At 73.8% G+C, this 23,970-nt stretch carries 20 protein-coding genes and 1 pseudogene; 9 read left to right on the forward strand and 12 right to left on the reverse strand.

Annotation, left to right across the window (positions count from 1 at the left end; all coding sequences use genetic code 11):
- Positions 1 to 36 precede the first annotated feature (36 nt).
- From ACFQH9_RS24310 to ACFQH9_RS24325, 4 genes are all read left to right on the forward strand, one after another.
- Positions 37 to 711 (forward strand): ArsR/SmtB family transcription factor, encoded by a 675-nt coding sequence (locus ACFQH9_RS24310; protein ID WP_379569307.1) that lies wholly within the window; start codon positions 37 to 39, stop codon positions 709 to 711.
- Positions 708 to 2,042 (forward strand): MFS transporter, encoded by a 1,335-nt coding sequence (locus ACFQH9_RS24315; protein WP_379569309.1) that lies wholly within the window; start codon positions 708 to 710, stop codon positions 2,040 to 2,042. The genes ACFQH9_RS24310 and ACFQH9_RS24315 overlap by 4 nt, the downstream gene beginning before the upstream one ends.
- Before the next feature lie 158 nt (positions 2,043 to 2,200).
- Positions 2,201 to 2,443 carry a DUF3253 domain-containing protein gene (locus tag ACFQH9_RS24320; RefSeq protein WP_379569311.1) on the forward strand — a complete coding sequence of 81 codons (243 nt, stop codon included), beginning with the start codon at positions 2,201 to 2,203 and terminating at the stop codon, positions 2,441 to 2,443.
- On the forward strand, positions 2,444 to 3,241 hold the full coding sequence (locus tag ACFQH9_RS24325; protein ID WP_379569313.1) for a methyltransferase domain-containing protein: 798 nt from the start codon (positions 2,444 to 2,446) through the stop codon (positions 3,239 to 3,241).
- 1 nt (position 3,242) lies between these two features.
- Here ACFQH9_RS24325 and ACFQH9_RS24330 read toward each other — a convergent pair whose 3' ends face one another.
- From ACFQH9_RS24330 to ACFQH9_RS24360, 7 genes are all read right to left on the reverse strand, one after another.
- Positions 3,243 to 5,039, reverse strand: a complete 1,797-nt coding sequence (locus tag ACFQH9_RS24330) for a helix-turn-helix domain-containing protein (protein ID WP_379569315.1) — start codon at positions 5,037 to 5,039, stop codon at positions 3,243 to 3,245.
- A gap of 117 nt (positions 5,040 to 5,156) precedes the next feature.
- Entirely contained in the window at positions 5,157 to 6,188 is a 1,032-nt protein-coding gene (locus ACFQH9_RS24335; RefSeq protein WP_379569317.1) for an ABC transporter ATP-binding protein, read from the reverse strand.
- Complete coding sequence (locus ACFQH9_RS24340) at positions 6,188 to 8,053, reverse strand: dipeptide/oligopeptide/nickel ABC transporter permease/ATP-binding protein (RefSeq protein ID WP_379569319.1); 1,866 nt, start codon at positions 8,051 to 8,053, stop codon at positions 6,188 to 6,190. The genes ACFQH9_RS24335 and ACFQH9_RS24340 overlap by 1 nt, the downstream gene beginning before the upstream one ends.
- Positions 8,054 to 8,169: 116 nt before the next feature.
- Entirely contained in the window at positions 8,170 to 9,117 is a 948-nt protein-coding gene (locus tag ACFQH9_RS24345; protein ID WP_379569321.1) for an ABC transporter permease, read from the reverse strand.
- Positions 9,118 to 9,131: 14 nt separating this feature from the next.
- Complete coding sequence (locus ACFQH9_RS24350; protein ID WP_379569323.1) at positions 9,132 to 10,667, reverse strand: ABC transporter substrate-binding protein; 1,536 nt, start codon at positions 10,665 to 10,667, stop codon at positions 9,132 to 9,134.
- Positions 10,668 to 10,670: 3 nt separating this feature from the next.
- Complete coding sequence (locus ACFQH9_RS24355; protein WP_379569325.1) at positions 10,671 to 11,900, reverse strand: CaiB/BaiF CoA transferase family protein; 1,230 nt, start codon at positions 11,898 to 11,900, stop codon at positions 10,671 to 10,673.
- Positions 11,901 to 11,906: 6 nt separating this feature from the next.
- Entirely contained in the window at positions 11,907 to 13,214 is a 1,308-nt protein-coding gene (locus tag ACFQH9_RS24360; protein ID WP_379569327.1) for a CaiB/BaiF CoA transferase family protein, read from the reverse strand.
- 305 nt (positions 13,215 to 13,519) lie between these two features.
- Here ACFQH9_RS24360 and ACFQH9_RS24365 point away from each other — a divergent pair, with 305 nt between their 5' ends.
- From ACFQH9_RS24365 to ACFQH9_RS24375, 3 genes are all read left to right on the forward strand, one after another.
- Positions 13,520 to 14,710 (forward strand): thiolase family protein, encoded by a 1,191-nt coding sequence (locus ACFQH9_RS24365; protein ID WP_379569329.1) that lies wholly within the window; start codon positions 13,520 to 13,522, stop codon positions 14,708 to 14,710.
- A 14-nt stretch (positions 14,711 to 14,724) separates the two neighbouring features.
- Positions 14,725 to 15,123 carry a Zn-ribbon domain-containing OB-fold protein gene (locus ACFQH9_RS24370; RefSeq protein WP_379569331.1) on the forward strand — a complete coding sequence of 133 codons (399 nt, stop codon included), beginning with the start codon at positions 14,725 to 14,727 and terminating at the stop codon, positions 15,121 to 15,123.
- Between the two features lie 67 nt (positions 15,124 to 15,190).
- Complete coding sequence (locus ACFQH9_RS24375; RefSeq protein ID WP_379569333.1) at positions 15,191 to 16,777, forward strand: NAD(P)-binding domain-containing protein; 1,587 nt, start codon at positions 15,191 to 15,193, stop codon at positions 16,775 to 16,777.
- On the opposite strand, the gene ACFQH9_RS24380 is transcribed toward ACFQH9_RS24375, so the two are convergent.
- The 3 genes and pseudogenes from ACFQH9_RS24380 to ACFQH9_RS24390 all read right to left on the reverse strand — a co-directional run bounded on the left by ACFQH9_RS24380 (position 16,744) and on the right by ACFQH9_RS24390 (position 19,763).
- Positions 16,744 to 17,319, reverse strand: coding sequence for a class I SAM-dependent methyltransferase (locus ACFQH9_RS24380; protein ID WP_379569335.1), 576 nt, complete (start codon positions 17,317 to 17,319; stop codon positions 16,744 to 16,746). The two genes, ACFQH9_RS24375 and ACFQH9_RS24380, sit on opposite strands and share 34 nt — an antisense overlap.
- A gap of 1,036 nt (positions 17,320 to 18,355) precedes the next feature.
- A pseudogene (locus ACFQH9_RS24385) lies at positions 18,356 to 19,111 on the reverse strand (maleate cis-trans isomerase family protein); the annotation flags it as partial.
- An 88-nt stretch (positions 19,112 to 19,199) separates the two neighbouring features.
- Positions 19,200 to 19,763: a sigma-70 family RNA polymerase sigma factor gene (locus ACFQH9_RS24390; protein ID WP_379569337.1), complete on the reverse strand. Its 564-nt coding sequence runs from the start codon at positions 19,761 to 19,763 to the stop codon at positions 19,200 to 19,202.
- A 187-nt stretch (positions 19,764 to 19,950) separates the two neighbouring features.
- Between ACFQH9_RS24390 and ACFQH9_RS24395 the strand changes: the two genes are divergently transcribed.
- Complete coding sequence (locus ACFQH9_RS24395; RefSeq protein ID WP_379569339.1) at positions 19,951 to 20,613, forward strand: DsbA family oxidoreductase; 663 nt, start codon at positions 19,951 to 19,953, stop codon at positions 20,611 to 20,613.
- Positions 20,614 to 20,732: 119 nt separating this feature from the next.
- Here ACFQH9_RS24395 and ACFQH9_RS24400 read toward each other — a convergent pair whose 3' ends face one another.
- Both ACFQH9_RS24400 and ilvD read right to left on the reverse strand, forming a co-directional pair.
- On the reverse strand, positions 20,733 to 21,524 hold the full coding sequence (locus tag ACFQH9_RS24400) for a hypothetical protein (RefSeq protein WP_379569341.1): 792 nt from the start codon (positions 21,522 to 21,524) through the stop codon (positions 20,733 to 20,735).
- A 28-nt stretch (positions 21,525 to 21,552) separates the two neighbouring features.
- Positions 21,553 to 23,232, reverse strand: coding sequence for a dihydroxy-acid dehydratase (gene ilvD / locus ACFQH9_RS24405; RefSeq protein WP_379569343.1), 1,680 nt, complete (start codon positions 23,230 to 23,232; stop codon positions 21,553 to 21,555).
- A 209-nt stretch (positions 23,233 to 23,441) separates the two neighbouring features.
- Here ilvD and ACFQH9_RS24410 point away from each other — a divergent pair, with 209 nt between their 5' ends.
- Positions 23,442 to 23,945 carry a L,D-transpeptidase gene (locus ACFQH9_RS24410; protein ID WP_379569345.1) on the forward strand — a complete coding sequence of 168 codons (504 nt, stop codon included), beginning with the start codon at positions 23,442 to 23,444 and terminating at the stop codon, positions 23,943 to 23,945.
- Positions 23,946 to 23,970 lie beyond the last annotated feature (25 nt).

Raw genomic sequence — 23,970 nt, forward strand, 5'->3', positions numbered from 1 at the left:
GATGCTACGGTAATCCATGGATTTATGGAGGACCTGATGACGACGGCGGCGGAATCGGCCAAGGGCGCGCTGTTCGCGCAGCTCGCCCGGATCGGCAAGGCGCTCGGCAACGGCAAGCGGCTGGAGCTGCTGGACCTGCTCGCGCAGGGCCCGCGCAGCGTCGCCGAGCTCGCCGCCACGGCCCGGCTGGGCCTGACCACGGCGTCGGCGCACCTGCAGGCGCTCAAGCGGGCCGGTCTGGTGACGGCGACCCGCCACGGCACGACGATCGAGTACGCGCTGGCCGGTGAGGACGTCGCCGCGCTGTGGCTGCGACTGCGCGAGGTGGCCGACGCCCGCCTCGCGGACGTCGGACCGGCCACACGGAGCTACCTCGGCCCCGACGACACCGAGGAGATCACCCGCGAGGAACTGCTGCGCCGGGTCGCCGAGGGTCGTGCGGTGGTCCTCGACGTGCGGCCCGGGTCGGAGTTCGCCGCCGGCCACATCCCGGGCGCGATGTCGATCCCGATCGACGAGCTCGCCGACCGGCTCGGCGAGATCCCCGCCGACCAGGAGATCGTCGCCTACTGCCGCGGCGCCCTGTGCGTGTTCTCCCACGACGCGGTCCGGCTGCTCGCCGCGCACGGCCGACGCGCGGTGCGGCTGGCCGAGGGCTTCCTGGAGTGGCGACTGGCCGGGCAGCCCGTCGCCGGCGAGGCCGCGCGATGAGCGGCTCGCGGGCTCACGAGCCCGCACCGGAGCCGACCCGGGAAGCCGGCCGGGCACCCGCTCCCGAGGAGGCCGAGCCGCCGGAGCAGCGGCGCATCCTCCGCGTGCTCGTCCTGGCCCAGGTCCTCAGCGGAGCCGGCCTCGCCGCCGGGATCACCGTCGGGGCCCTCCTGGCCGAGGACATGCTCGGCGCCACCGGCCTCGCCGGCCTGCCCGCCGCGCTGTTCACGATCGGCTCGGCCGCGACCGCCGCCGGCGTCGGCCGGCTCTCGCAGCGGTTCGGCCGCCGACCCGGTCTGACCACCGGGTACGCGATCGGCGCCGCCGGTAGTGCCGGGGTCGTGCTCGCGGCCGTCACGGGCAGCGTGCCGCTGCTGTTCGCGGCGCTGTTCGTCTACGGTGCCGGCACCGCGACCAACCTGCAGGCCCGGTACGCCGGCGCGGACCTGGCCGCCCCGGCCCGTCGCGGCCGCGCGGTCAGCACCGTCCTCGTCGCCACCACCCTCGGCGGTGTGCTCGGGCCGACGCTGGTCTCTCCCTCGGGGTGGTTCGCCGCGGCGTGGGGCATCCCGCCGCTCGCCGGGCCGTTCCTGCTCTCCGGTGCCGCCTACCTCCTCGCCGCGCTCGTCCTCGGCATCCTGCTGCGCCCCGACCCCCTCCGCGTGGCCCGCGACCGCGCCGCCGCGGCCCCGGTTCCCGCGCTGACCGACCCGACCGCCGAGACCCCGGCCCCGACGGCGGCCCGGACGCGGCGCCCCGGCCCGGGCGTCGCCCTGGGCGCCTCGGTCATGGTGCTCACCCAGCTCGTGATGGCCGCGGTCATGACGATGACCCCGGTGCACATGGCCGCCCACGGCCACGGGGTCGGCGCGGCCGGGGCCGTGATCGCCGTGCACGTCGCCGCGATGTACCTGCCCTCACCGGCCAGCGGCTGGCTCGTCGACCGGTACGGGCGCCTCGTCGTCGCGGCGCTCGCCGGGATCACGCTGCTCGCCGCCGGGCTGCTCGCCGCCACCGCACCCGGGGACTCGGTCGTCGTCCTCGCCGTCGCGCTCGCGCTGCTGGGCCTGGGGTGGAACCTCGGCCTGGTGAGCGGGACCGCGATCATCACCGACGCCGTGCCCCTCGACCGGCGGGCCACCACCCAGGGCACCGTCGACGTCGGCGTCGCCGCGGCCGGAGCCGGCGGCGGGCTGGCCTCCGGCGCCGTCGTCGCCGCGACCGGCTTCCCGGCCCTCGCCCTGGCCGGGGGAATCGTCGCCCTGGCGATCGTGCCGATCGTCGCCGTGGGCTCGCGCACCCGCCGCCGCGCGATCGCGGAGACCGCCTGAGCGTCGGGGACCCACAACGCGCCCCACGCCGGCTTCGCGGCGCCGTAGGGATCCACAACGCGCCCCGCGCCGACTCCTGGGCGCACCATGGGTCCACAACGCGCCCCACACCGACTCCTGGGCGCACTATGGATCGACGACGCACAGGAGGTGGGCCGGTGAACGTCGAGCGGGACCTGGAGAGGGCGATCGAGGACCTGCTCGCCGCCCGCTCCGGCACGATCTGCCCCTCCGACGCCGCCCGCCGCGTCTCCCCGACGGACTGGCGCGACCTGATGGAACCCGCCCGCGCCGCCGCCCGCCGCCTGGTGGCGGCCGGAAAGGTCGAGATCACGCAGGGCGGGGAGGTCGTCGACCCGGACACCGCCCGCGGCCCCGTCCGGATCCGTAGGGTCCGCTGAGTGAGCGACACCTACACGCACGGCCACCACGACTCGGTCCTGCGCTCGCACCGCAACCGGACCGTCGGGAACTCCGCCGCGTACCTCGCGCCGCTGCTCCGCCCCGGCCTCGACGTGCTCGACGTCGGTTGCGGGCCCGGCACCATCACCCACGACCTGGCCGCGCGGGTCGCGCCGGGGCGGGTCCGCGGGATCGACGTCGTCGAGGAGCCGTTGGCCGAGGCCCGCGCCCTCGGCGACGGGGTCGAGTACGGCGTCGACTTCGCCGTCGACGACGTCTACGGCCTCGCCGACCCGGACGGCTCCTACGACGTCGTCCACGCCCACCAGGTCCTGCAGCACCTCTCCGACCCGGTCGCCGCGCTGCGCGAGATGCGCCGGGTCGCCCGGCCCGGCGGGGTCGTCGCCGCCCGGGACGCGGACTACGCGGCCTTCACCTGGTTCCCGCACGACGAGCGCCTCGACGCCTGGCTCACCCTCTACCGCGCCGTCGCGCACGGCAACCACGCCGAGCCCGACGCCGGCCGCCGCCTCCTCTCCTGGGCCCGCGCCGCCGGGTTCACCGAGATCACCCCGTCCGCCTCGGTCTGGTGCTACGCCACCCCGGAGACCCGCGCGTGGTGGGGCGGGCTGTGGGCGGACCGGATCGTGTCCTCCTCGATCGCGACCCAGGCGGTGGACCGCGGCCTCGCCACCCGCGCCGACCTCGAGGACATGTCCGCGGCCTGGCGGGCCTGGGCCGCCAGCGACGACGGGTGGTTCCTCGTCCCCCACGGCGAGATCCTCGCCCGGCCCTGACTCAGTTCGGGCCGGCGCGCAACAGCGCGTCGAGCTGGAGGGCGAACTGCAGCTGGGCCAGGGTCTCGGCGGCGCGGACCTCGAACCCGAGGATCTCCTCCGCCCGACGCAGCCTGTAGGCCAGCGAGTTCACGTGGATCACCAGTTCACGGGCGGTGTCCTTCACGCGCATCCCGTGCCGTAGGAAGCACTCGACGGTGGGCACCAGATCGCTGCGGTGTTCGGCGTCGTAGGCGAGCAACGGGCCGAGGATCTCGTCCCGCACCCCGGACAGCCGGTCCGGCGACGCGGACGCCAGCACTATGCGGTAGATACCGAAGCGACGGCCGTCGACGACGATCGGTCTCCCGCCCTCATAGCGGTCGCGTCCGGCCAGCGCGGCCACCCGGCTCCCGAAGTCCAGCTGCTCGTCGAGCTCCGCCGGGTGGGCGCACGTCCCGGCGACGACCACCCGCACACCGTCCGCGGCGCAGCGCGCAGCGGCCGCGGCCAGCGCCTCCGCAGTGGCGGCGGGCCCGCCCTCGAAGCCCTCGACGCCGTCGCCCTCCGGCACCAGGACGGCGATCCGGCCGCGGTGCGCCGCCACCAGCGCCCCGGTGACCAGGCCGTCCATGCGGTCCCGGAGCGCGGGCACCAGCACCGCCTGTTCGTCCGGCTCGCGACGTCCGGTGCTTCCGACGACCAGTACGTGGAAACGGCCCCGCAGTCGGTAGCCGAGGCGTTGCGCGCGGTCCAGCACCTCGTCGACGGGGTCGCCGGGACGCAGGGCGACGAGCTCGCCGAGCAGGGCGGAGTCCGCACGCTGCCTGCTCTGCAGCTGGACCCGCTCGCCCAGCATGTGGACGGCCACCGCGACGGCGCCGTGGCCCAGGGCCTGCCGGACGAGCATGGGGTCCAGCTGCGGCGAGACCGCCGCCCACACCCGCCCGACCTCCGTCCCCTCCACCGCGACCGGTGCGTGCCGCACCCCGGCCGGCGGCGCCGCGCCCGTCCCGGCAGCCGACACCGTCCGCGCCAGTTCGCGGATCTCCCGGGGTCGGTCGAGGTGGTCACCCACCGCCAGCACCCGCCCGGACAGGTCCGCGATCACGACGGTGCCGTCGAGGAGCCGGGCGAGTGCATCGACCACTCCGGAGAGGCCACCGCGCGCGAGGACCACTCCCATCAGCGTGTCGTGGATCTCCGCAGCACGCTCGCGGTAACGGAGCAGCGCCTGCTGCTCGGCGAACCGGGCGTCGCGCTCCTGTCGGAGGGTGGCAGCACGGACCGCCGACGCGGCGAACCCGGCCAACGCACTCATCACCGTGGTCTCGAGCGGTGAGAACTCGTGCACCCGGCGCAGGTACACGGTGAGCACCCCGACGCAGCCCTCGCCCGAACGCAGCGGGAAACAACCGTACGACCGGACGCCCTCACGCCGGAAGACCGGATGGAAGTAGTGCAACCGCGGCTCGCGCTCGACGTCGGACACCCACGACGGCGCCCCCGTCCGGTAGGCCTCGCGGACCGGCGTCCAGGGGCGGGTTCCCGCCCGCGGTGGCGGGATCCATACATTGCGGACGTAGTCGGGACTCAGCGCATGCGAACCGGCCGCCCGCATGATCCCCCGATCGTCCATCGTCAGGACCATGGCGTGGTCGTAGCCCAGCATGGTGACAGCGGTGGCCGCGACATGATCGAGGAAGTCGCCGAGCTTGGTGAAGCGGTCGACCTCGGATCCGAGCTCGTCGAGAGTGTGCAGCCAGGACGCGAGGGTCTCGTAGACCTCCGCGACCGGCACCCGCTCGGTGGAGCTCACCTCCGGACCCGCGCGACGGAACCGGCGAGCCGGACCGGAGGGAGTCCGAAGCGCCATCGCACCGCCCTCCGCGCCCGCGGGACACGCCCCGCCGCCACCGTCATCCTCGACGCGGGCTCACGGTTCCCGCTGTCGCCCGACCGGGGCGCCCTGCAGGACCGGGCCCGTGGTGTGCAGATGACAGTACGTGGTGACCCCGTCATCCGTCACGAACGCGACAGGCGGCTCCGTGGCGCAGACGTCCATTGCGTACCGGCACCGGGTCCGGAACCGGCAGCCCGCCGGGGGGGCGGTGGGTGACGGCAGGTCGCCCCGCAGCACGACGCGTTCCCGGGCTCGCTGGCGAAGCGGGTTCGGGTCGGGCACCGCGGCGAGCAGCGCCTCGGTGTACGGGTGCCGCGGGGCGGTGTAGACCGACTCGGCCGGCCCCTCCTCCACGATCGTGCCCAGGTACATCACCGCGATCCGGTCGCTGACGTGCCGGACCACGGACAGGTCGTGCGCGATGAACAGGTAGGTCACGCCGAGGTCACGCTGGAGGTCCTGCAGCAGGTTGACGACCTGCGCCTGGGTCGACACGTCCAGGGCCGAGACCGGTTCGTCGAGTACGAGGAGGTCGGCCCCGACCGCCAGCGCCCGGGCGATCGCCGCGCGCTGGAGCTGCCCGCCCGACAGCTGGGACGGGTAGCGGTCGAGGTGCTCAGCCGCCAGGCCGACCCGCGCGAAGAGCTCCTCGAGGCGGAAGCGGGCGGCCGCCGTGGTCGTCCCCTCGTGCGTCCGCATCGGCTCGGCGACGCTGTCGGCCAGCGGCGAGGTCGGATCGAACGACGAGTAGGGGTCCTGAAACACCATCTGCATTCGGCGCCGGAGCGTGCGCAGGTCGGCCTCTGGCAACCCGACGAGGTCATGGCCGTCGAACGCGATCCGCCCGGAGGTGGGCTCGACGAGGCGCAGCACGAGCCTGCCGACGGTGCTCTTCCCGGAACCCGACTCCCCAACCAGCCCGAGCGTCGTGCCCGGCGCCAGGGCGAGGTCGACGCCGTCGACGGCCCGGACCTCGCCGACGGTGCGGCGGAGCAGGCCGCGGCGGATCGGGAACCGTTTGGTCAGGTCCGTCGCGGTCAGCAGTGGTGGCGCGGTCACCGTCATCAACGGGCCCCTTCCAGGTCGAGGTCGGTGTGCCGCCGGCAGCGCACACGATCGCCGCCGCCCAGATCCGTCAGCGGGACGGGAGCCTCCGCGCACAGCGCCCGAGCGTGGATACACCGGGTCCGGAAGCGGCAGCCCGACGGCAGCCGGTCCAGGGCGGGCACGGTGCCCGGGATGACCGTCAACCGTTCGTTCCGCCTGCCGACCTGTGGCATTGCGCCGAGCAGACCCGCCGTGTAGGGGTGCCGCGGCCGCGCGAACACCTCGGTCACGAGGCCCTCCTCGACCACCTCGCCCGCGTACATCACCACGACCCGGTCGCAGAGATCGCTGACCACACCGAGATCGTGGGTGACCAGGACGACTGCGAAGTCGAGCTCGCGTTGCAGGTCCCGGAGGACGTCGAGGATCTGCGCCTGGATGGTCACGTCGAGCGCCGTGGTCGGCTCGTCCGCGAGCAGCACCCGCGGCCTGCACGCCAACGCCATCGCGATCATGACACGCTGCCGCATGCCGCCGGACATTTGGTGCGGGTAGTCGTCGAGCCGCTCGGCGGCTGCGGGGATGCCGACACGCTCGAGCATCTCCCGGGCCCGCTCACGGGCGGTCGCCCGGTCGACCTCGCTGTGCAGCCGGACCGACTCGGCGACCTGGCTGCCGATGGTGCGGGCCGGATCCAGACTGGTCATAGGGTCCTGAAAGATCATCGAGATGTCGCCGCCGCGGACCGCGCGAATCTCCTCGAACGACATGCCGAGCAGATCGCGGCCGCGCCGCTGGACACGGCCCGCTGTGAGCCGGGCGGCGGGCGGGAGCAGCCGCAGGACCGACAGCAGCGTCACCGACTTGCCGGATCCGCTCTCTCCGACCACACCGACGACCGAGCCCGCCGGGACGTCGAGGTCGACGCCCTCCACGACCGGATGCCCCTTGCCCTGGGCGAACCGCACGGCGAGATCCCGGACGCGCAGAGCGGTGCCCTCCGCTGCTGGCTCAGTCACCACTTCTGCACGATCGACCACCGTCAGCCCGCGCTTCTCCCCGCGCTGCATACGAGGTTCCTTGATCCCGCCCAACACCCGGCGGAGGCCGTCTGCGAGCACCGTGAACGACAGCACGGTCAGGGTGATCGCCAGGCCGGGGATGACGAGCTGCCACGGCTCGGTGAACAACGCGTGGTCGTAGGCGCGGCGCAGCATGTTGCCCCAACTCGCCTCGGGCGGCCGCGCCCCGAGCCCGAGGTAGCTCAGCCCTGCCTCGGCCAGCAGCGCGGTCCCGAGGTAGAAGGAGACCGACACGATCAGCGGCGACCGCAGGTTGGGCAGCACCCGGTGCCGTAGGATCGTCAGGCGCGGGGTCCCGATGGTCCGCGACGCCTCAACGTAGGTCTCCTCCCGGATCGCCAGCGTCTGGCCACGGATCAGCCGGGCGAGCCCGGGGGTGAACACCACGGCCAACGCCAGAATGATCTTGTCGAGGCCCGCGCCGAGGATGCCCGCGACGGCCAGGGCCAGCACCAGCGGCGGGAAGCTCAGTCCGGCGTCCGTGATGCGCATGAGGACGTTGTCGACCCAGCCCCCGCTGTAGCCGGCGACCAGACCGATGAATAGCGCCAGGACGAGTGCGATGCCCACGGTGGCGAAACTCGCCGCGATCGACAGCCGGGCCGCGTACATCAGCCTGCTGAGGATGTCGCGGCCGAGGTCGTCGGTGCCGAGCAGATGGCCGGGGCCCGAGGGCGACAGCGGCGGGGCGACGTTGAGCAGCGTCGGATCGTGCGGCGCGATCCACGGGGCGAACAGCGCGACCAGCACGACGAGGGCGAGGAACCCGGCTGCCGCCGCCGAGGCCGGACGGCTCAGCAACCGGCGCACCACCGCGCCACCGGGTCGGGCGACCCGCCTCGGTACGGGGCGCGCCGGGGCGGGCCCGACGGGGGACGCAGTGGCCGGGCGTCCGGAGGTCTGGGACGGGCTCGCCATCAGGCCACCCGCACCTTCGGGTTGAGTACGGCGTAGCTGATGTCCACTAGCAGGCTCATGCCGACCTGGAACAGGACGAAGATCATGGTCACCCCCTGGATCACCGGGAGGTCGCCGCCGACGATGCCGTCGAGCAGGTACGAGCCGAGGCCCGGAATGGAGAAGATCTGTTCGATGATCACGGTGCCGCCGAGCAGGTAGCCGACGTGCACGGCGAAGACCGTGATCGCGGGGCCCGCCGCGTTTCGCAGTGCGTGGCCGCCGATCACCCGCCGCGGCGACGCGCCCTTGGCCCAGAGCGTGCGGATGTAGTTGCTGCCCAACTCGCCGATCAGCGCGGCCCGCAGCTGCCGGCTCAGCTCGGCGGACAGGAAGAATCCCAGCGCCACCGCCGCGAGCAGGATGGACTGGAGCCAACCCAGCGGCGAGTCCGTGAAGGGCACGTAGCCGGCGGGCGGTAGCCAGCCCAGGCCAACCGCGAACACCACGATCAGGATGGCGGCGAACCAGAAGTTCGGGACCCCCACGCCGAGCGTCGAGGTGATCCGGTTGATCCGGTCCGCGACCCCGCCGGGCCGGGTGCCCGCGAGGGTGCCGAGCGGCACGGCGATCACCAGCGCGACGACGACGGCCGCGGCGACCAAACCGACGGTGACCGGCAGTCGCTGCCCGATGGATTCCATCACGGGCACCCCGCTGAACAGGGAGGTCCCGAAGTCCAGCCGGACTGCGTCGCCGAGCCAGTACAGGTACTGCAGGACGAAGGGCTGGTCGAGGTGCAACCGCTGGCGGATTGCCTCGACCGCTTGTGGGGTCGCATTCGGGCCGCCGGCAAGGGTGACGGCCGGATCCCCCGGCAGCAGCGAGGTCAGCATGAACACGGCAAACGAGACGACGACCAGGATTGGGATCAGCGACAGCAATCGCCTGCCGACGAGTGTGAGCATGAGTTCCGTCCCTCCTACGGGCGCGGGCCCAGCGAGGCGTTGCGCAGATCCGGCCCTTCAAGGTCGCCGCGCACCTCGGTGACCCCGCCGACCTCCGCCCGCATCCCGACCGCAATCGGCTCCTGGGCGAGGAAGAGCATCGGCTTGTCGGCGACCTCGACGGACTGGAGCGCGGTGTTGGCCGCGATCTCGGCCTCCCTGTCGGTCGCCCCCAGGGTGGCGGCGTAGGCCGCGTCAAATGCGGCACTGCTGTACCCGAGGCCCAGCCGAGCCTTACTGACGAGGAAGCTGTCAGGCACCGAGTAGTTCACGGTCGACGCCATGATCGAGTCCGGCTTGGCGAGGGCGTCGTTGATGTAGTTCGGTGAGACGTTGATCTCGACCTCGACCCCGATCTGGTCCAGTTGCGCCTGCAACACCTCGGCCGCGGCCACCATGACCGGCTGGTTCTGCACGAGCATCCCGATGCGGAAACCGTCCGGGTAGCCAGCCGCGGCGAGCATCTCCCTGGCCCGCACGGGGTCGTAGCGGGGCGAGCCCTCCAACTCCGTCGAGTGATAGGGCGAGCCCGGGTAGTACATCGTCTGCGTCGGCTGCCCGGCCCCGGCGTAGGCGACGTCGTTGACCATGGATCGGTCGAAGGCCCAGGACAGCGCCTCCCGCACCCCCGGCACCGAGAACGGCGGGCGGTCCAGCCGCATCTGGAAATAGAGGACCTCGTTGCCCGGCTTCACCAGCGTTCCGAGGCCCTCGCGGGACTCCACGACGGGGATGTCCGACAGGCTGACCGGGGCGAGGTCGATCCGCCCGGCGGCAAGCGCCGAGATCATCGGTGCGCCCCGCCCGTTCTGCACGAAGTCCACGCCGTCGAGGTGCTGGGCGGCCGGGTCCCAGTACCCGTCCCAGCGCCGGACCGAGAGCAACGCACCCCGGTCCAGCCGCTCGAACCGGTAGGGACCCGCGCCGACGGGCGCGGCGTTGAGCCCCGCCCCCAAATCCCGCACCGCGGTCGGGGACGCGATCTGCCCGAAGGCCGACGAGCGGGTGAAGGTCACGTTGAACGCATAGGCGGTGACCGGCGCCTTGTAGTGCAGGCGCAGGGCCAGCGGCGAGACCACCTCCATCGAGGCGAACGCCCGGAAGTCCGGCGGCTTCGACAGCGTCGGCTCGGCCAGGGCGCGCTCCCAGTTGAACCGGAGCGCCTCGGCGTCGAGCGGGGTCCCGTCCTGGAACCGCACGCCCTCCCGCACGGTCAGCACCGCGGTGAGCGGGTCGGGTGCCTCCCACTTCGTGAGCAGCCCGGGCCGCAGGGTGCCGTCGTCGTCCCGGTAGATCAGCCGGTCGAAGATCAGGTCCAGCCAGGAGTTCTGGTTGGGCGTCAGCGAGCGCGACGACTGCACGGGATCGAAGATCGGGCCACCGCCGGGAGTCAGGTCCGCGCCGTAGCGCAGGATGCGCCCGTCGCCCTGCCCCGCGGAGGCCGTACCGCAGCCAGCGAGAAGGAGTACGCACAGCGCGGCCAGCACGAGCCGGACCGGGGGCCGCCGCACGGCTCAGCCCCCCGCGACCGGGTCGGCCGCGCGCAGCGTGCCGAGGACCGTGGCAGTGTCCTCGCCTGCGTGCGGCGCCCGCACCCGGCCGGGCGGGGCGGTGAACACCGTCGGCATCCCGCGCCACGGCAGCCCGGGATGGGGCACGGGTGTGCCGTCCGGGCCCTCGACGGGAGTGAAGAACTCGCGCGCGTGCAGGTGGGGATCCGCGGCGACCGCGGCTACCGGCTGGATCCGTGCCCAGGGCAGGGCCCGACGCTGGGCCTCGTGGAACAGCTCCACACTGTCGCGCCCGGCGCAGAACCGCGCGATCGCGTCGACGATCTCCGCCATGTTGGCCACCCGGTCCGCCTCGGCGACGAACCGCTCCGCGTGCAGGTCGTGGGCGAACCCTGCGCCGTCGAACCAGTCCAGGATGGCGGCGAAGCGACGGTCGTTGAGGTATAGGGTCAGCGCGCAGAGGTAGCCGCCGTCGGCACACCGGAACTGCCACTCCGGGTTGTGCAACACCGCGGCAGCGTGCCGTCCGGTGTGCCGGAACACCTCCTGTCCGCCGAACTCCCACAACGACACTGGGATCTCCGTGGAGACGGCGATGCTGTCGTGCAGGGCCACGTCGAGTGTTCGCACTCGATGGGCGGGGCGGTCGCGCAGCGCGGCGACGGCGTACACCGCGGCGAGCACGCCGCCGAAGTGCCGGGGCTGGTGCCCGACCGGCGTGATCGGGGTACCCGGCTCGTCGCCGACGGCGTCGTACCCGGTCTGTCCGGTGACCCCGCCGAGGCTCATCGAGACCACGTCCGATGCGCGGTGGTCGCGCCACGGGCCGGTGCGGCCGAACGGGGTCACCAGGACGTGCACCAGCCCGGGGGCCAGGACCTCGAGGGTGTCGTCGTCGAGGCCGTGCGCGGCGGCGCCGTTCGGCCCGAGGCCGTCGAGCAGGACGTCCGCCGCGGCGACCAGCTCGTGCAGAGCCGCGCGGTCTGCGGGCCGGTCGAGATCGAGCACGACGGACCGCTTCGCCACGTTGTAGTGCAGGAACGGCAGGCTGTGCGCGCCGTCATCGACGCCGCCGACGAAGGGGCCCGCACTCCTGGCGGGTGCCCCGCCCGGAGGCTCGACCTTGACGACGTCGGCGCCGAGCGCGGCGAGCAGCATCCCGGTGTACTGGGCGTCACCGTCATCGAGTTCGACGACGCGGACGCCCGCGAGCGGAAGGGTCGGCACGGTCATGTCGGATCACACCGCCTGCGGGTAGTAGGAGGGGAGGGGCAGGCCGACGGGCCAGGTGACGCCCGACTCGCGCAGATCCGCGCAGCGGGCCGGGTCCGCGCCGAGCCACTCGGCGAGAACCGCGTCGGTGTCGGCTCCCAGTAGCGGCCAGCGGTCCGCCAACGCGAGCGGCTCGCCGTCAATGTGGACGGGCAGCGAGCCGAAGCGGTGCTCCCCCACCCACGCGTGGGTGCGGCGTTGGAAGACCTCCCGCGCCCGCAGCGACGGATCGTGCTCGAGGCGGTCCCGCCCGCTCTGCAGCGCCCCGGCCGGGACCCCTGCCGCCTGAAGCCGCGCCATCAGGTCGTACTTGGAGTGCAGGACGGTCCACGCGGTGAGGTGCGCGTCGAGGGTGTCCTGCTCCGCAATCCGCCCGCCGGCGGTGGCGTAGGCGGGGTCGCGGGCCCAGTCCGGGTCGCCCATGCAGTCCCGCAGCGCCGCCCACTGGGCGTCGTCGAGCACGGTGATCGCACAGAAGCCGTCCGTGCCGTCGTCGGCGGTGCGGTAGACGCCATAGGGCGCGCCCCGTTCGTACCGGTAGCCGTCGATGGCGCTACCCGGCCAGGCGCTGCGGTTGCCCGGGGGAAACGGCCCGGCGGTGGTGTCGGTGCCGTTGACCGCGGCGTCGAGCAGGAGCGGCGCCAGCATCGCGGCGCCCGTCTCAACCTGTGAGAGGTCGATCCGGGTGGCGGCCCGCTCGACGGGGGCCAGAGCGGCGGTCACCGCGTAGGCTGCCTGGTAACCGGTCATCACGTCGAGGAACGAGTAACCCCAGCCCGCGGGCGGGCGACCCGGCTCGCCCGACGCATAGGTGACGCCACTCGCGGCCTGCGCCGTCGGCCCGTAACTGACATAGCTGCCGTGCGGCCCGGAGTGCCCGAAGCCCGAGATGCTGAGGTAGACGATCCGGTCGTTGAGCTCGCACATCCGGTCGAAGGTGAGCCCCCACCCGGCCATCACCCGCGGCGAGTAGCTCTCGACGAGCACGTCGGCGGCCTCGACCAGCTCTTCCACCAGGGCCAGGCCTGCCGGCTGTCGGGGATCGACGGTCAGGCTGCGCTTGCCGATGTTCAGGTCGGCGAAGAAGCCACCGCTGTCGTAGACGCCCGGCACGACCGGTGAGAAGGAGAACACCCGCCCTGGGTCCGGCCGGGTCGGGTACTCCACCTTGACCACGTCCGCGCCGAGGGCGGCGAGGACCTTCGTCGCAGTCGGGCCCGCGACGTTCCAGGTGAAGTCGACGACACGTACCCCGGTCATCGGTGCGAATGCCATGAGTGATCCCCTCGTGCGTCGATCGGGTGGGCCGGGCTCGGGGCCCGGTACAGACGTGGCGCCGATCGCCACGTGAAGCCGGGCGAGCGACGGGGACGGCCGCGGGTTCGGTGGACCAACGCGGTCACGACGCCCCCGAGCATGACCCAGGTCACAATCGGTGTCGATTGGTGCACTCCACGAAACCGACGGGACGCCTTCGTGGTTCTGCACGGAATTCGGCGGATCCGCGGCAGATCCGTTGAACGCGAGCCCGGACCGGCCTACATCTGGACGGCCAGCGTCGTCGACCGCCGGGAGCCGCCGTGTCCCTGTCCGATCCCCGTCCCGCGCCGCACCGCAGGCCCGTCATCGCCGGGCTCGGCATCACCGACATGACCCGCCGGATCTACGGCCGGACGGCCGCCCAGTTTGCGGTTGACGCGGTCCGCGCGGCGCTCGACGACGCAGGCCTCGCCCTCTGCGACGTCGGTGGGCTGCTCACGAACGCCGGCATCACCCGTGGCATCGGACTTCCTCTGCAGAAGGACCTCGGGCTCCGCGACCTGCGGATGCTCTCCGAGATCCAGGCCTATGGCTCGTCGGCGGGCGCGATGGTGCAGTACGCCTCAATGGCGGTGGCCTCGGGCATGGTCGACGTCATCGTGTGCGTGTTCGCCGACGCTCCGCTGCAGCAGGGAGGCGGCACCGGCGACGCGTACGCCACGAGCCGGGCGACCCCGACGGGCTTCGCTGCGATGCCTTTCGCCGCGGGACTGCGCGGAGCCCCGTCGATGTACGCGCTGGCGGCGCGCCGGCACATGCAGGCCTACGGCACCACCAGCGAGCAGTTCGGCGCTGTCGCCGTCGCAGCGCGCGAGTGGGCGGCGCTCAACCCGCTGGCACAGATGCGTGAGCCGATCACGCTCGAGGACCACCAGGCGTCCCGATGGATTGCCGAGCCCCTCCACCTGCTCGATTGCTGTCTGGTAAGCAACGGCGCGATCGCCGTCGTCGTGACCTCGGCGGATCGGGCAGCCGCCCTACGCCAGCCCCCCGTGCACGTCCTGGGCTGGGCTCAGGCCCATCCGGGGTACGTGCGCGAGCGGGATAGCGACTTCGGCCTGGTGTCGGGCGCGACCCGGTCGGGTCCCGAAGCGTTGAAGATGGCGGGATTGACCCTCTCCGACATCGACGTCGCCGAGATCTACGACTGTTTCACCTACACCACGATCGTCTCGCTGGAGGACTACGGCTTCTGCGAGAAGGGCGAGGGCGGCCCCCTCGCCGAGTCCGGCGCGCTCGGCCCGTCGGGCTCTCTGCGGGTGAACACGGGCGGCGGCGAGCTGTCGAGTTACTACCTCTGGGGGATGACGCCCCTGTCGGAAGCCGTGATCCAGGCTCGCGGGCAGGGCGGCGACCGGCAGGCCGAGCGGCACGACGTCGTCCTGGTCAGCGGCAACGGCGGCTTCCTCGACTACCACAGCACCCTGATCCTCGGCACCGGGCCGAACTGAGAGCGGAGGACCCCATGCCCGTCGGCGTCATCCACCGGGACGCGGCCTCGGCCGCGTTCTTCGACGGCACCGCCCGCGGCGAGCTTCTGCTGCGCCGGTGCACCACCTGCGGACACCTGTCCGAGCCCGCCACGGCGACCTGTCCCGCCTGCACCGGCCGAGACCTCGAGTGGGCCCCGGCTGCCGGGACCGGGGTGCTGGTCTCCTGGACCGTCGTGCATGCCCGGTCGACGGAGGGGGCCGTCCGCACCCCGGTCGGGCTCGTGGAGCTCGATGAGGGGCCGTGGCTCGAGATGCAGGTCGTCGGGACCGACCCGGAGCGGCTCGTCCCGAGCACGAAGGTGCGGGTCGAGTTCGAGCGGCCCGAGGGCGGCGAGGCGCTGCCCGTCGCGCGACCGACCGAAATCGACTGAACGAACGCTTAGCAAGGCAACTGTTCGTGAGGCATAGTCGAGTGACCGCCGACACGAGGGAGTGCTGATGGTCGACAGCGACGTCGTCATCGTGGGGGCCGGGTTCGCCGGCCTGTACCAGCTGCACCGGGTGCGCGGCCTGGGCCTGCGCGCGCGGGTGTTCGAGGCCGGCAGCGGCGTGGGGGGCACCTGGTACTGGAACCGGTACCCCGGCGCCCGCTGCGACGTCGAGAGCCTCGAGTACTCCTACTCCTTCTCCCCCGAGCTGGAGCAGGAGTGGGAGTGGACCGAGCGCTACCCCGCCCAGCCGGAGATCCTGCGCTACGCCGAGCACGTCGCCGACCGCTTCGACCTGCGTCGCGACATCACCTTCGACACCCGGGTCACGCACGCCACCTGGCGCGAAGGCCACTGGGAGATCCGCACGGACGGCGGCGAGGAGGTCACCGCCACCTACGTCGTCTTCGCCACCGGCTGCCTGTCCGTACCGAAGGAGCCGGACCTGCCCGGGGTGGGGGACTTCGCCGGCCCCACCTACTTCACCTCGCGCTGGCCGCACGAGGGGGTCGACTTCACCGGGCGCCGGGTCGCGGTGATCGGCACGGGCTCCTCCGGCGTGCAGTCCATCCCCGTCATCGCCGCGCAGGCCGCGGAGCTGACCGTCTACCAGCGCACGGCCAACTACGTCGTGCCCGCGCGCAACGCACCCCTCGACACCGCGACCCAGGCGGCCCGCAAGGCGGACTACCCCCGCTACCGGAAACTGGCCCGGGAGTCGCTCGCCGGCCTGCTCGGCACCCCGTCCGAGGTCTCAGCGCTGTCCGTGACGCCCGAGGAGCGCGTCGCGGCGTTCGACACGGCCTGGGCGAAGGGCGGCCTGGGGTCCTTCCGGCAGTCCTTCGGGGACCTCGCGCTCACCCTGGAGGCGAACGACACGGTCGCCGAGTACATCCGCGGCAAGATCCGCGAGGTCGTCGAGGACCCCGAGACCGCCGACGCCCTCGGCCCGAAGGACCACCCCTTCGGCACCAAGCGCCCGTGCCTCGACACCGGCTACTTCGAGACCTACAACCTCCCGCACGTGCGGCTCGTCGACCTGCGGAAGACGCCGATCGTCGCCGTCGAGCCCACCGGGGTCCGCACCACCGACGAGCTGGTCGAGGTCGACGACCTGGTGCTCGCTACCGGGTTCGACGCGATGACCGGCGCGCTGCTCGCCGTCGACGTCCGCGGCCGCGACGGCGTGCGGCTGCGCGACGCGTGGGCCGAGGGCCCGAGCACCTACCTGGGCCTGGGCGTCGCCGGCTTCCCGAACCTGTTCACGATCACGGGTCCGGGCAGCCCGTCGGTGCTGTCGAACATGCTGGTGTCGATCGAGCAGCACGTCGACTGGATCACCGACTGCCTCGCCGCGCTCGACGGCCGCACGATCGAGGCCGACGAGCAGGCGCAGGAACGGTGGACCGCGCACGTCGCCGAGGCAGGCGCGCAGACCCTGATGCACCACGCGAACTCGTGGTACCTGGGGGCGAACGTGCCCGGCAAGCCGCGGGTCCTGCTGCCGTACGTCGGTGGCGTCGGGCCCTACCGGCGGATCTGCGACGACGTCGCCGCCAGGGGCTACGCGGGCTTCCGGCTCACCGAGACCGCGTAACCGCCGCCGGTGTAGGGCTCGCGGTCCCAGGTCGCGAAGCGGTCCTCGACCGCGAGCCCGGCGGCGGTGCACCAGGCGTCGTACTCGTCGAGGCCCGGCCAGCCGACCTGCAGGGTGAACCCGGCGATCAGCCGGCCGCCCGGGGCGAGGTGCCGGGCGCTGCCGGCGACGACGCCGGCGCGCTCCCGCGCGTACGGGATGACGTTCCCGGCCAGCACGACGACGTCGAACCGCTCCTCGATCGCCAGGTCCTCCAGCCCGCACTGGATCCAGCGCAGCTCGGGCGCCCTGCTCCGGGCGGCGGCGATCATGTCCGGGTCGGGGTCGACGCCGACCACCGCGATGCCGCGGCGCGCCAGCTCGATCCCGACGCGCCCGGTGCCGCAGCCGCCGTCGAGCACCGAGGCCGGGGAGTAGGCGGCGACGAGATCGACCTCGCCGTGGACGTTCTTCCCGGCGGCGGCCAGGGCGTCCCAGCGCGCGTCGTACCGACCGACGTCGATCGTGTCCTTCCACTGGGACCAGTTCTCGGGGAGTGGCACGCCCTCACCCTAGGGCCCGGCCCACACCGGGGCGCGCGGCGAGGCGTCTGCGCAGCCACCGGCCGAGCCGCATCCCGCGGTAGTGCGGGTGCACGAGCAGGACCGTCTCCTCGTCGTGCGGGGAGCGCTGCTCGTCGTGCCCGGGCGCCCCCTCCAGCACCGCTCCGAGCGCGACGAGCGTGCCCGCCGCGTCGCGCACCACGAGGGCGGGGCCGCGGGGCGTGATCAGGAGGTGGCGCAGCTCGCGGTCGGTCCAGCCGGCGGGGTGGCCCTCTCCCGGCCCCAGCGCGGCCAGGCAGGCGCAGAGCAGGTCCTCGACCGCGCCCACCTCGTCGCCGGTGGCGGGCTCGGCGACCAGCTCGTCGCCCGAGAGCAGCACGATCTCCCAGCGGGGCCGGACGGGCCGCAGGTCGGCCGCGCGCAGGAAGGCCTCCGCGCGGGCCTGCTCGGTCACGGTGAACGGCGCCCAGTCGCGGGTCGCGACCAGCCAGCCGCCGCGGGGTGCGGGCACCGCGAGGACGTGCGGGTCCGGCGCGGGCTCGGCCGGCCGGTGCCGGACGTCGTCGGCGTGGACGAGCGCGCCGAGGCCGCGGGCCAGCGCGGAGTCGTCCCCCGCCGCCGCCCCGCCGACGGCCTGCACGGCGAGGTCGAGGGCGCGGGTCGGGGCGTCGACCAGGTCGTGCGGGTCCGCGGGGGTGACGAGCACGGCGCCGGCGTCCTCGGTGCCGAGCCCCTCGCGGATGGCCCGGGCCAGCTCGTCGGCGCCGCGGGCGGACCCGACGAACATCTCGTCGACGACCGACCGCGAGTCCTGCCCGTGCACGGCGAGCCCGAGGATGTTGCCCTCGGTGCGGGCGACGGCCCCGGTGAGCCGGGCGAGCGCGCCGGACTCGTCGGGCAGCCGCACGCGGACCTTGTGCAGCACCTGAGGGTCCTCCGGGCCGCCGCCCCGGCCGCCCGGCTCCCCGTCGTGGGTCGGCTGGTCGGGCACCACGCGCAGGTGCGGCGGCGGCACCGATCCCGCGGTGCCGTGGATCAGCGACTGGCCCGGTCCGACGGCGCGGTGCCCGACCGCGCGCAGCGCGGCCCACATGGTCACCTGGTTCGCGGTGATCACCGGCTTGCCGAGCAGGCGCTCCAGCGGGGCGATCACGTCGTAGGTGGACAGGTTGGTGCAGCTGATGAACACGGCCTCGGCCTCGGGCCGGTCGGCGGCGCGCACCGCGCGCACGACCTCGTCGTAGGACACCCGCCAGATCTGGCCGAGCAGCCCCAGCCCGACGCTCGCGACCGTCTCGACCCCGTGCGCGGCGAGGAACTCCTCGAGCCGGCGGGTGAGGTCGTCCACGTAGGGCGTGACGACGGCGACGCGGCGCGCGTCGAGCGACCGCAGGCCCTCCACCAGCGCTCCGGCGGTGGTGAGCGCGTGCGGCGCCCCGGCCTCGCGGATCACCCCGGTCAGCGCGATCTCGCCGGCCGCCCCGTCGACGAAGCTCCCGGAGGTGCAGGCGTAGGCCACCACGCCGGGCTCGGGGACCAGGACGTCCCGCGTGGCCCGGCGCACGGGCTCGGGATCGGAGATCGCCCGCGCCATCTCCGCGGTGACCGGCGACGGCACGAACGGGGTGCGCGTGACGTGCAGGGCGGCGTCGTCGGGCACCCAGCGCCAGAGCTCGCGGTCCAGCGCGAAGTCGAAGGGCACGATCACGCCGACCCCGGCGGTCGGCGACGGGCCGGCCAGGGCGTCGGCGTGCTCCCGACCCCCCACCGGCTCCCCGAGGCTCTCCTGCATACCGCCACGGTGGATCTCCCGTGTGTCCGCTCCGGATCCGGCGTGTTACCGGGAGGTAAGGGGACCGGACATCACCGCGGGCCGCAGGTCAGCGGCGTGCGATCTCCGCGGTGGCACCAGGAGCGATCCCGGCCTCCCGGGCGTGCCGGCGCAGCGCGACCAGCGCCCGGTGCTGCATCGCGCGCACCGCCCCGGGGGTGCTGCCCACGACGGCCGCGGTCTCGTCCGCGGACAGGCCCAGCGCCACCCGCAGCACCAGGACCTCGCGGGCGGTCGGGCTCAGCCGGTCCAGGGCGGGCCGCAGCCGCGCGAGGTCGTCGTGCACCAGGGCGTGCTCCTCCGGACCGGTCGCGTGGTCGGGCCGGTCCGGGACCAGGTCGGCGAGCTCGGGGCTGCGCGCGGCCGCGCGGTAGGCGTCGCCCACCTCGTGCACCGCGATCCGGTGCACCAGCGCGAGGAACGGCAGGCCGCGGTCCTCGTACCGGGGCAGCGCGCCGAGCACCCCGATGCAGACCTGTTGGGCGAGGTCCTCCGCCGTCACGCCCGGGAGCGTGGTCGTCGTCCGCGCGCGGCAGTAGCGCAGCGCGAAGGGCCGCACGATCCGCAGGACCTCCTCGATCGCCGCCGCGTCCCCCGTCGACGCCCGCGCCACCGTCCCGCGGTCCGGCCCCTCGGGCGGTCTGCTCCCCCCTGTGCGCGCTCCGCTCCCCCGTCCGTTCCCCCTCGGTCGCACCCCTCGACCATGGCCCGGATCGCCGTCCCGGGGGTAGGACGGCGCTGAGAGGACCCTGTGAGCCGGACGGCGGAATCCGGTTGACGCGTCCGGGGTTGGGCGAGGGGTGAAGGTCGAGATCTGGTCGGACGTCGTCTGCCCGTGGTGCGCCCTGGGGCGGCGCCGGTTCGCCGCCGCGCTCGCGCGCTTCCCGCACGCCGCGGAGGTCGTGGTGCGCTACCGCAGCTTCGAGCTGGACCCGGGGGCGCCCCGGCGGTACGAGGGCGACCGCGAGCAGCGGCTCGCCGCCAAGTTCGGCAGCGACCGCGCGCAGGTCCGCGCGATGCACGACCGCATGGCGGCGATGGGTGCGGAGGAGGGCGTGGAGTTCCGGTTCGAGGCGGCGCAGGACGGCTCGACGGTCGACGCGCACCGGCTGCTGCACCTGGCCTGGGAGGCCGGCGGGGCGACGCTGCAGGAGACGCTGAAGGAGCGGCTGCAGCACGCGTACTTCGCCGAGGGCGAGCCGATCGGCGAGCCGGAGGCCCTGCGCCGCCTGGCCGTCGACGCGGGCCTCGAGGCCGGCGCCGTGGACCGGGTCCTCGGGTCGGACGAGTACCTCGACGCGGTCCGCGCCGACGAGGACCGGGCCCGCCGCCACGGCATCACCGGGGTCCCGTTCTTCGTGGTCGACGCGACCTACGGCGCCTCCGGAGCCCAGCCCGCCGACGCCCTCCTCCGGCTGCTGGAGAAGGCGTGGGAGGAGGGAGACGCGGCCCGCTCCGCGTGAGCGGTCAGGTCGCCGCCCGGCGCCAGAGATGGGTGTCGACGATCGACTCGGACGTGCCTCCGCCCGGTCCGGATCGTCCCCCCTGCCCGACGGGCCGGGCCGTACGCGGACCTCCGTGCTCAGCCCTGCGCGTCGGGGCCGGGCAGGAAGGCGACGTCGCCCTCGCCGTAGAGGGCGACGAGGCCGGCGGCGACCCACAGGAGGGCGGCGAGGTAGTCGTCGCCGAGCTCCTCGGCGACCGGCCCGATCGCCTCGGCGCGCTCGGCGTCCGAGCCCAGGATCCCGATCACGCGGTCGACGGCGGCCGCGGGCTCCGCACCCAGCGTGGACCGGACCCACTCCGGCACCCGGGTGCGGGCGGCCGCCGGGATCGGGCGCGGGCCGCGGTTCGCCAGCCAGCCGATCAGGACGGCGAAGGCCAGGGCCTGGGCGGGCGCGCCGCTCGGGTCGTCCGGGGCGAGGTCGGGCGGGGCGATCTCGCCGTCCGACGCCACCAGGCAGCGGACCTCCTCGCGCGCCGGCTCGGGCGAGGACGAGGCGAGGGTGTCCGCGACGGCCCGCCGCACCCGGTCGTCGATGATCTCGACGACCAGGTCGTCCTCCTCTGCCCCGGCGAGCGCGTCGACGTTGGCCTCCAGGACCTCCAGCCACTCGGGGTTGCCGTCGTACGGGCCGACCGCGCGGACGGTGCGGATCTCCGCCACCGCGTAGCGCATCTCCTCGACGGCCTCCAGCTCCTCGGCGAGGTCCTGCCCGAGGCCGGGCTCGAGGCTGTCGTCCGGCCCGTACTCGTCGAGCCCGGGCAGGGTCACGACGGGGCGCAGGGGCTCCTGCGTCCGCCTGACCTTCTTCCGGCGCGCCGCGACCTTCGCCGCCCGCTTCTGGCCCCGCGCCTGCTGCTTCTTCCCCACACCGCTCCTCGCGCGCGTTCCGGCGCCCTCACTCCGGGGAGCAGACCGCCCCCTGCGCCGCCGACCCCACGAGTCTCGCGTACTTGGCCAGCACGCCCCGACGGCGCCCCGGGTCCCGCGGCGTCCAGTCGGCGCGGCGCTTCTCCAGCTCCTCCTCCGGCAGGTCCAGGTCGAGGGTGCGGGTGGCCATGTTCAGCACGATCGGGTCACCGTCCTGCACCAGCGCGATCGGGCCGCCGTCGGTCGCCTCCGGCGCGACGTGCCCGATGCACAGGCCGGTGGTCGCCCCGGAGAACCGGCCGTCGGTGACCAGCAGGACCTCCTTGCCCAGGCCTGCGCCCTTGATCATCCCGGTGACCGCGAGCATCTCCCGCATCCCCGGGCCGCCGCGCGGGCCCTCGTACCGGATCACCACGACGTCGCCGGGAACCACGGTGCCGTCGGCGACGGCGTCGAGCGCGCCCTGCTCGCCGTCGAACACCCGGGCGCGCCCGCGGAACTCGGCGGCGTCGAAGCCCGCGGACTTGACCACGGCACCGTCCGGGGCCAGCGACCCGCGCAGGATGGTGATCCCGCCCGTCGGGTGGATGGGGTCGGTCAGGGCGCGGATCACCGTGCCGTCGAGGTCCGGCGGGTCGATCTCGGCGAGGTTCTCGGCGACGGTGCGACCGGTGCAGGTGAGGGCGTCGCCGTGCAGGAGGCCGGCGTCGAGCAGCGCCTTCATCACCACGGGCACGCCGCCGACCTGGTCGACCGTGCTCATCACGTGCGCGCCGAAGGGCTTGACGTCGGCCAGGTGCGGGACGCGGTCGCCGATCCGGTTGAAGTCGTCGAGCTCCAGCGGCACCCCGGCCTCGGCGGCGACGGCGAGCAGGTGCAGCACCGCGTTGGTCGAGCCGCCGAACGCCAGGACGACGGCGATCGCGTTCTCGAACGCCTCCCGGGTCAGGATCTGCCGGGCCGTGATCCCCTTCTCCAGCAGCCCGACCACGGCCTCGCCGGACGCGCGGGCGATGCCGTCGCGCCGCCGGTCGACCGCGGGCGGGCTGGCCGAGCCCGGCAGCGCCATGCCCAGCGCCTCGGCCGCGCTGGCCATCGTGTTCGCCGTGTACATGCCGCCGCACGCGCCCTCGCCCGGGCAGATCGCCCGCTCGATCTCGGCCAGCTCCTCGCGGCTGATCAGCCCGCGCGCGCACGCCCCGACGGCCTCGAACGCGTCGGCGATGTTGACCTCGCGACCGTCGACGTGCCCGGGCAGGATCGACCCGGCGTAGACGAACACGCCGGCCAGGTCGAGCCGGGCGGCGGCCATCAGCATGCCGGGCAGGGACTTGTCGCAGCCGGCGAGCAGCACGGTGCCGTCGAGCCGCTCGGCCTCGACGACCGTCTCCACCGAGTCGGCGATGATCTCGCGGCTGACCAGCGAGTAGTGCATGCCGACGTGGCCCATGGAGATGCCGTCGGAGACCGAGATCGTGCCGAACTCCATCGGGTACCCGCCCGCGCGGTGCACGCCCTCCTTGGCCGCCTGCGCCAGGCGCTGCAGGGAGAGGTTGCACGGGGTGATCTCGTTCCAGCTCGAGGCGATGCCGATCTGCGGCTTGGCGAAGTCCTCGTCGCGCATCCCGACGGCCCGGAGCATGCCCCGGGCGGCCGTGCGCTCGATGCCGTCGGTGACCTGGTGGGACCGGGGCTTCAGATCGGGCATGGCGGCGCTCCTCGTCGATCGCGGCTGCGTGGTGGGCTCTGGAGGTCATCGTGCTCCCTCCCGGCCGTCCCGGCAGCCCTGACGGGCCGGTGACCCGCCGGGGACGATCCGGACTCCGGGCACGTCCGGTCGACTTGCGGTCACGTCCCGTCACCTGTATCGCGCGCCGTCGTTGCCGCTTCGGGAACGGGCGAAGGGACGACGAGACGATGGCACGACACGCCTGGCGCGCCGAGGGCGGCCGGCGACGCATCACCGGGTTCGCCGCGGCCGGCGCGCTCACCGCGCTGCTCGGCGGCGCGGCCCTCACCGGCGCGGCGTTCGCCGACGACGGGCACGACGGGCACTGGAACACCACGGACGGCACGCCCTGCTCGAAGCAGGCGCGGGCGTGCGTCGACCTCGCCCACAACCAGGCCTGGCTGATCCACGACGGGAAGATCACCCGCGGCCCGGTGGGCATCTCGCACGGCGGGCAGGGCAAGGAGACCCCCATCGGGGACTTCGAGGTCCAGTGGAAGGACAAGGACCACAGGTCCGCCGAGTTCAACGACGCGCCGATGCCCTACTCGGTGTTCTTCGCCGACGGCGGCATCGCCTTCCACGAGGGCAACCCGCAGAACCCCTCCGCGGGCTGCGTCCACCTCGGCCACGACGACGCCGTCGCCTGGTACGAGGACCTGGAGGTCGGCGACCCCGTGGAGATCCACTAGAGAACGCGGAAGGGGCCCGCACCTC

It is taken from the genome of Pseudonocardia lutea (assembly GCF_042658055.1).
Classification (GTDB): domain Bacteria; phylum Actinomycetota; class Actinomycetes; order Mycobacteriales; family Pseudonocardiaceae; genus Pseudonocardia; species Pseudonocardia lutea.

What these genes read in the sequence shown, in the direction of transcription:
- ACFQH9_RS24310 (WP_379569307.1), top strand. Translation starts at nt 37, where the DNA reads ATGACGACGGCGGCGGAATCGGCCAAGGGCGCGCTGTTCGCGCAGCTC.
- ACFQH9_RS24315 (WP_379569309.1), top strand. Translation starts at nt 708, where the DNA reads ATGAGCGGCTCGCGGGCTCACGAGCCCGCACCGGAGCCGACCCGGGAA.
- ACFQH9_RS24335 (WP_379569317.1), bottom strand. Translation starts at nt 6,188, where the DNA reads ATGACGGTGACCGCGCCACCACTGCTGACCGCGACGGACCTGACCAAA.
- ACFQH9_RS24345 (WP_379569321.1), bottom strand. Translation starts at nt 9,117, where the DNA reads ATGCTCACACTCGTCGGCAGGCGATTGCTGTCGCTGATCCCAATCCTG.
- ACFQH9_RS24355 (WP_379569325.1), bottom strand. Translation starts at nt 11,900, where the DNA reads ATGACCGTGCCGACCCTTCCGCTCGCGGGCGTCCGCGTCGTCGAACTC.
- ACFQH9_RS24360 (WP_379569327.1), bottom strand. Translation starts at nt 13,214, where the DNA reads ATGGCATTCGCACCGATGACCGGGGTACGTGTCGTCGACTTCACCTGG.
- ACFQH9_RS24370 (WP_379569331.1), top strand. Translation starts at nt 14,725, where the DNA reads ATGCCCGTCGGCGTCATCCACCGGGACGCGGCCTCGGCCGCGTTCTTC.
- ACFQH9_RS24375 (WP_379569333.1), top strand. Translation starts at nt 15,191, where the DNA reads ATGGTCGACAGCGACGTCGTCATCGTGGGGGCCGGGTTCGCCGGCCTG.
- ilvD (WP_379569343.1), bottom strand. Translation starts at nt 23,232, where the DNA reads ATGCCCGATCTGAAGCCCCGGTCCCACCAGGTCACCGACGGCATCGAG.
- ACFQH9_RS24410 (WP_379569345.1), top strand. Translation starts at nt 23,442, where the DNA reads ATGGCACGACACGCCTGGCGCGCCGAGGGCGGCCGGCGACGCATCACC.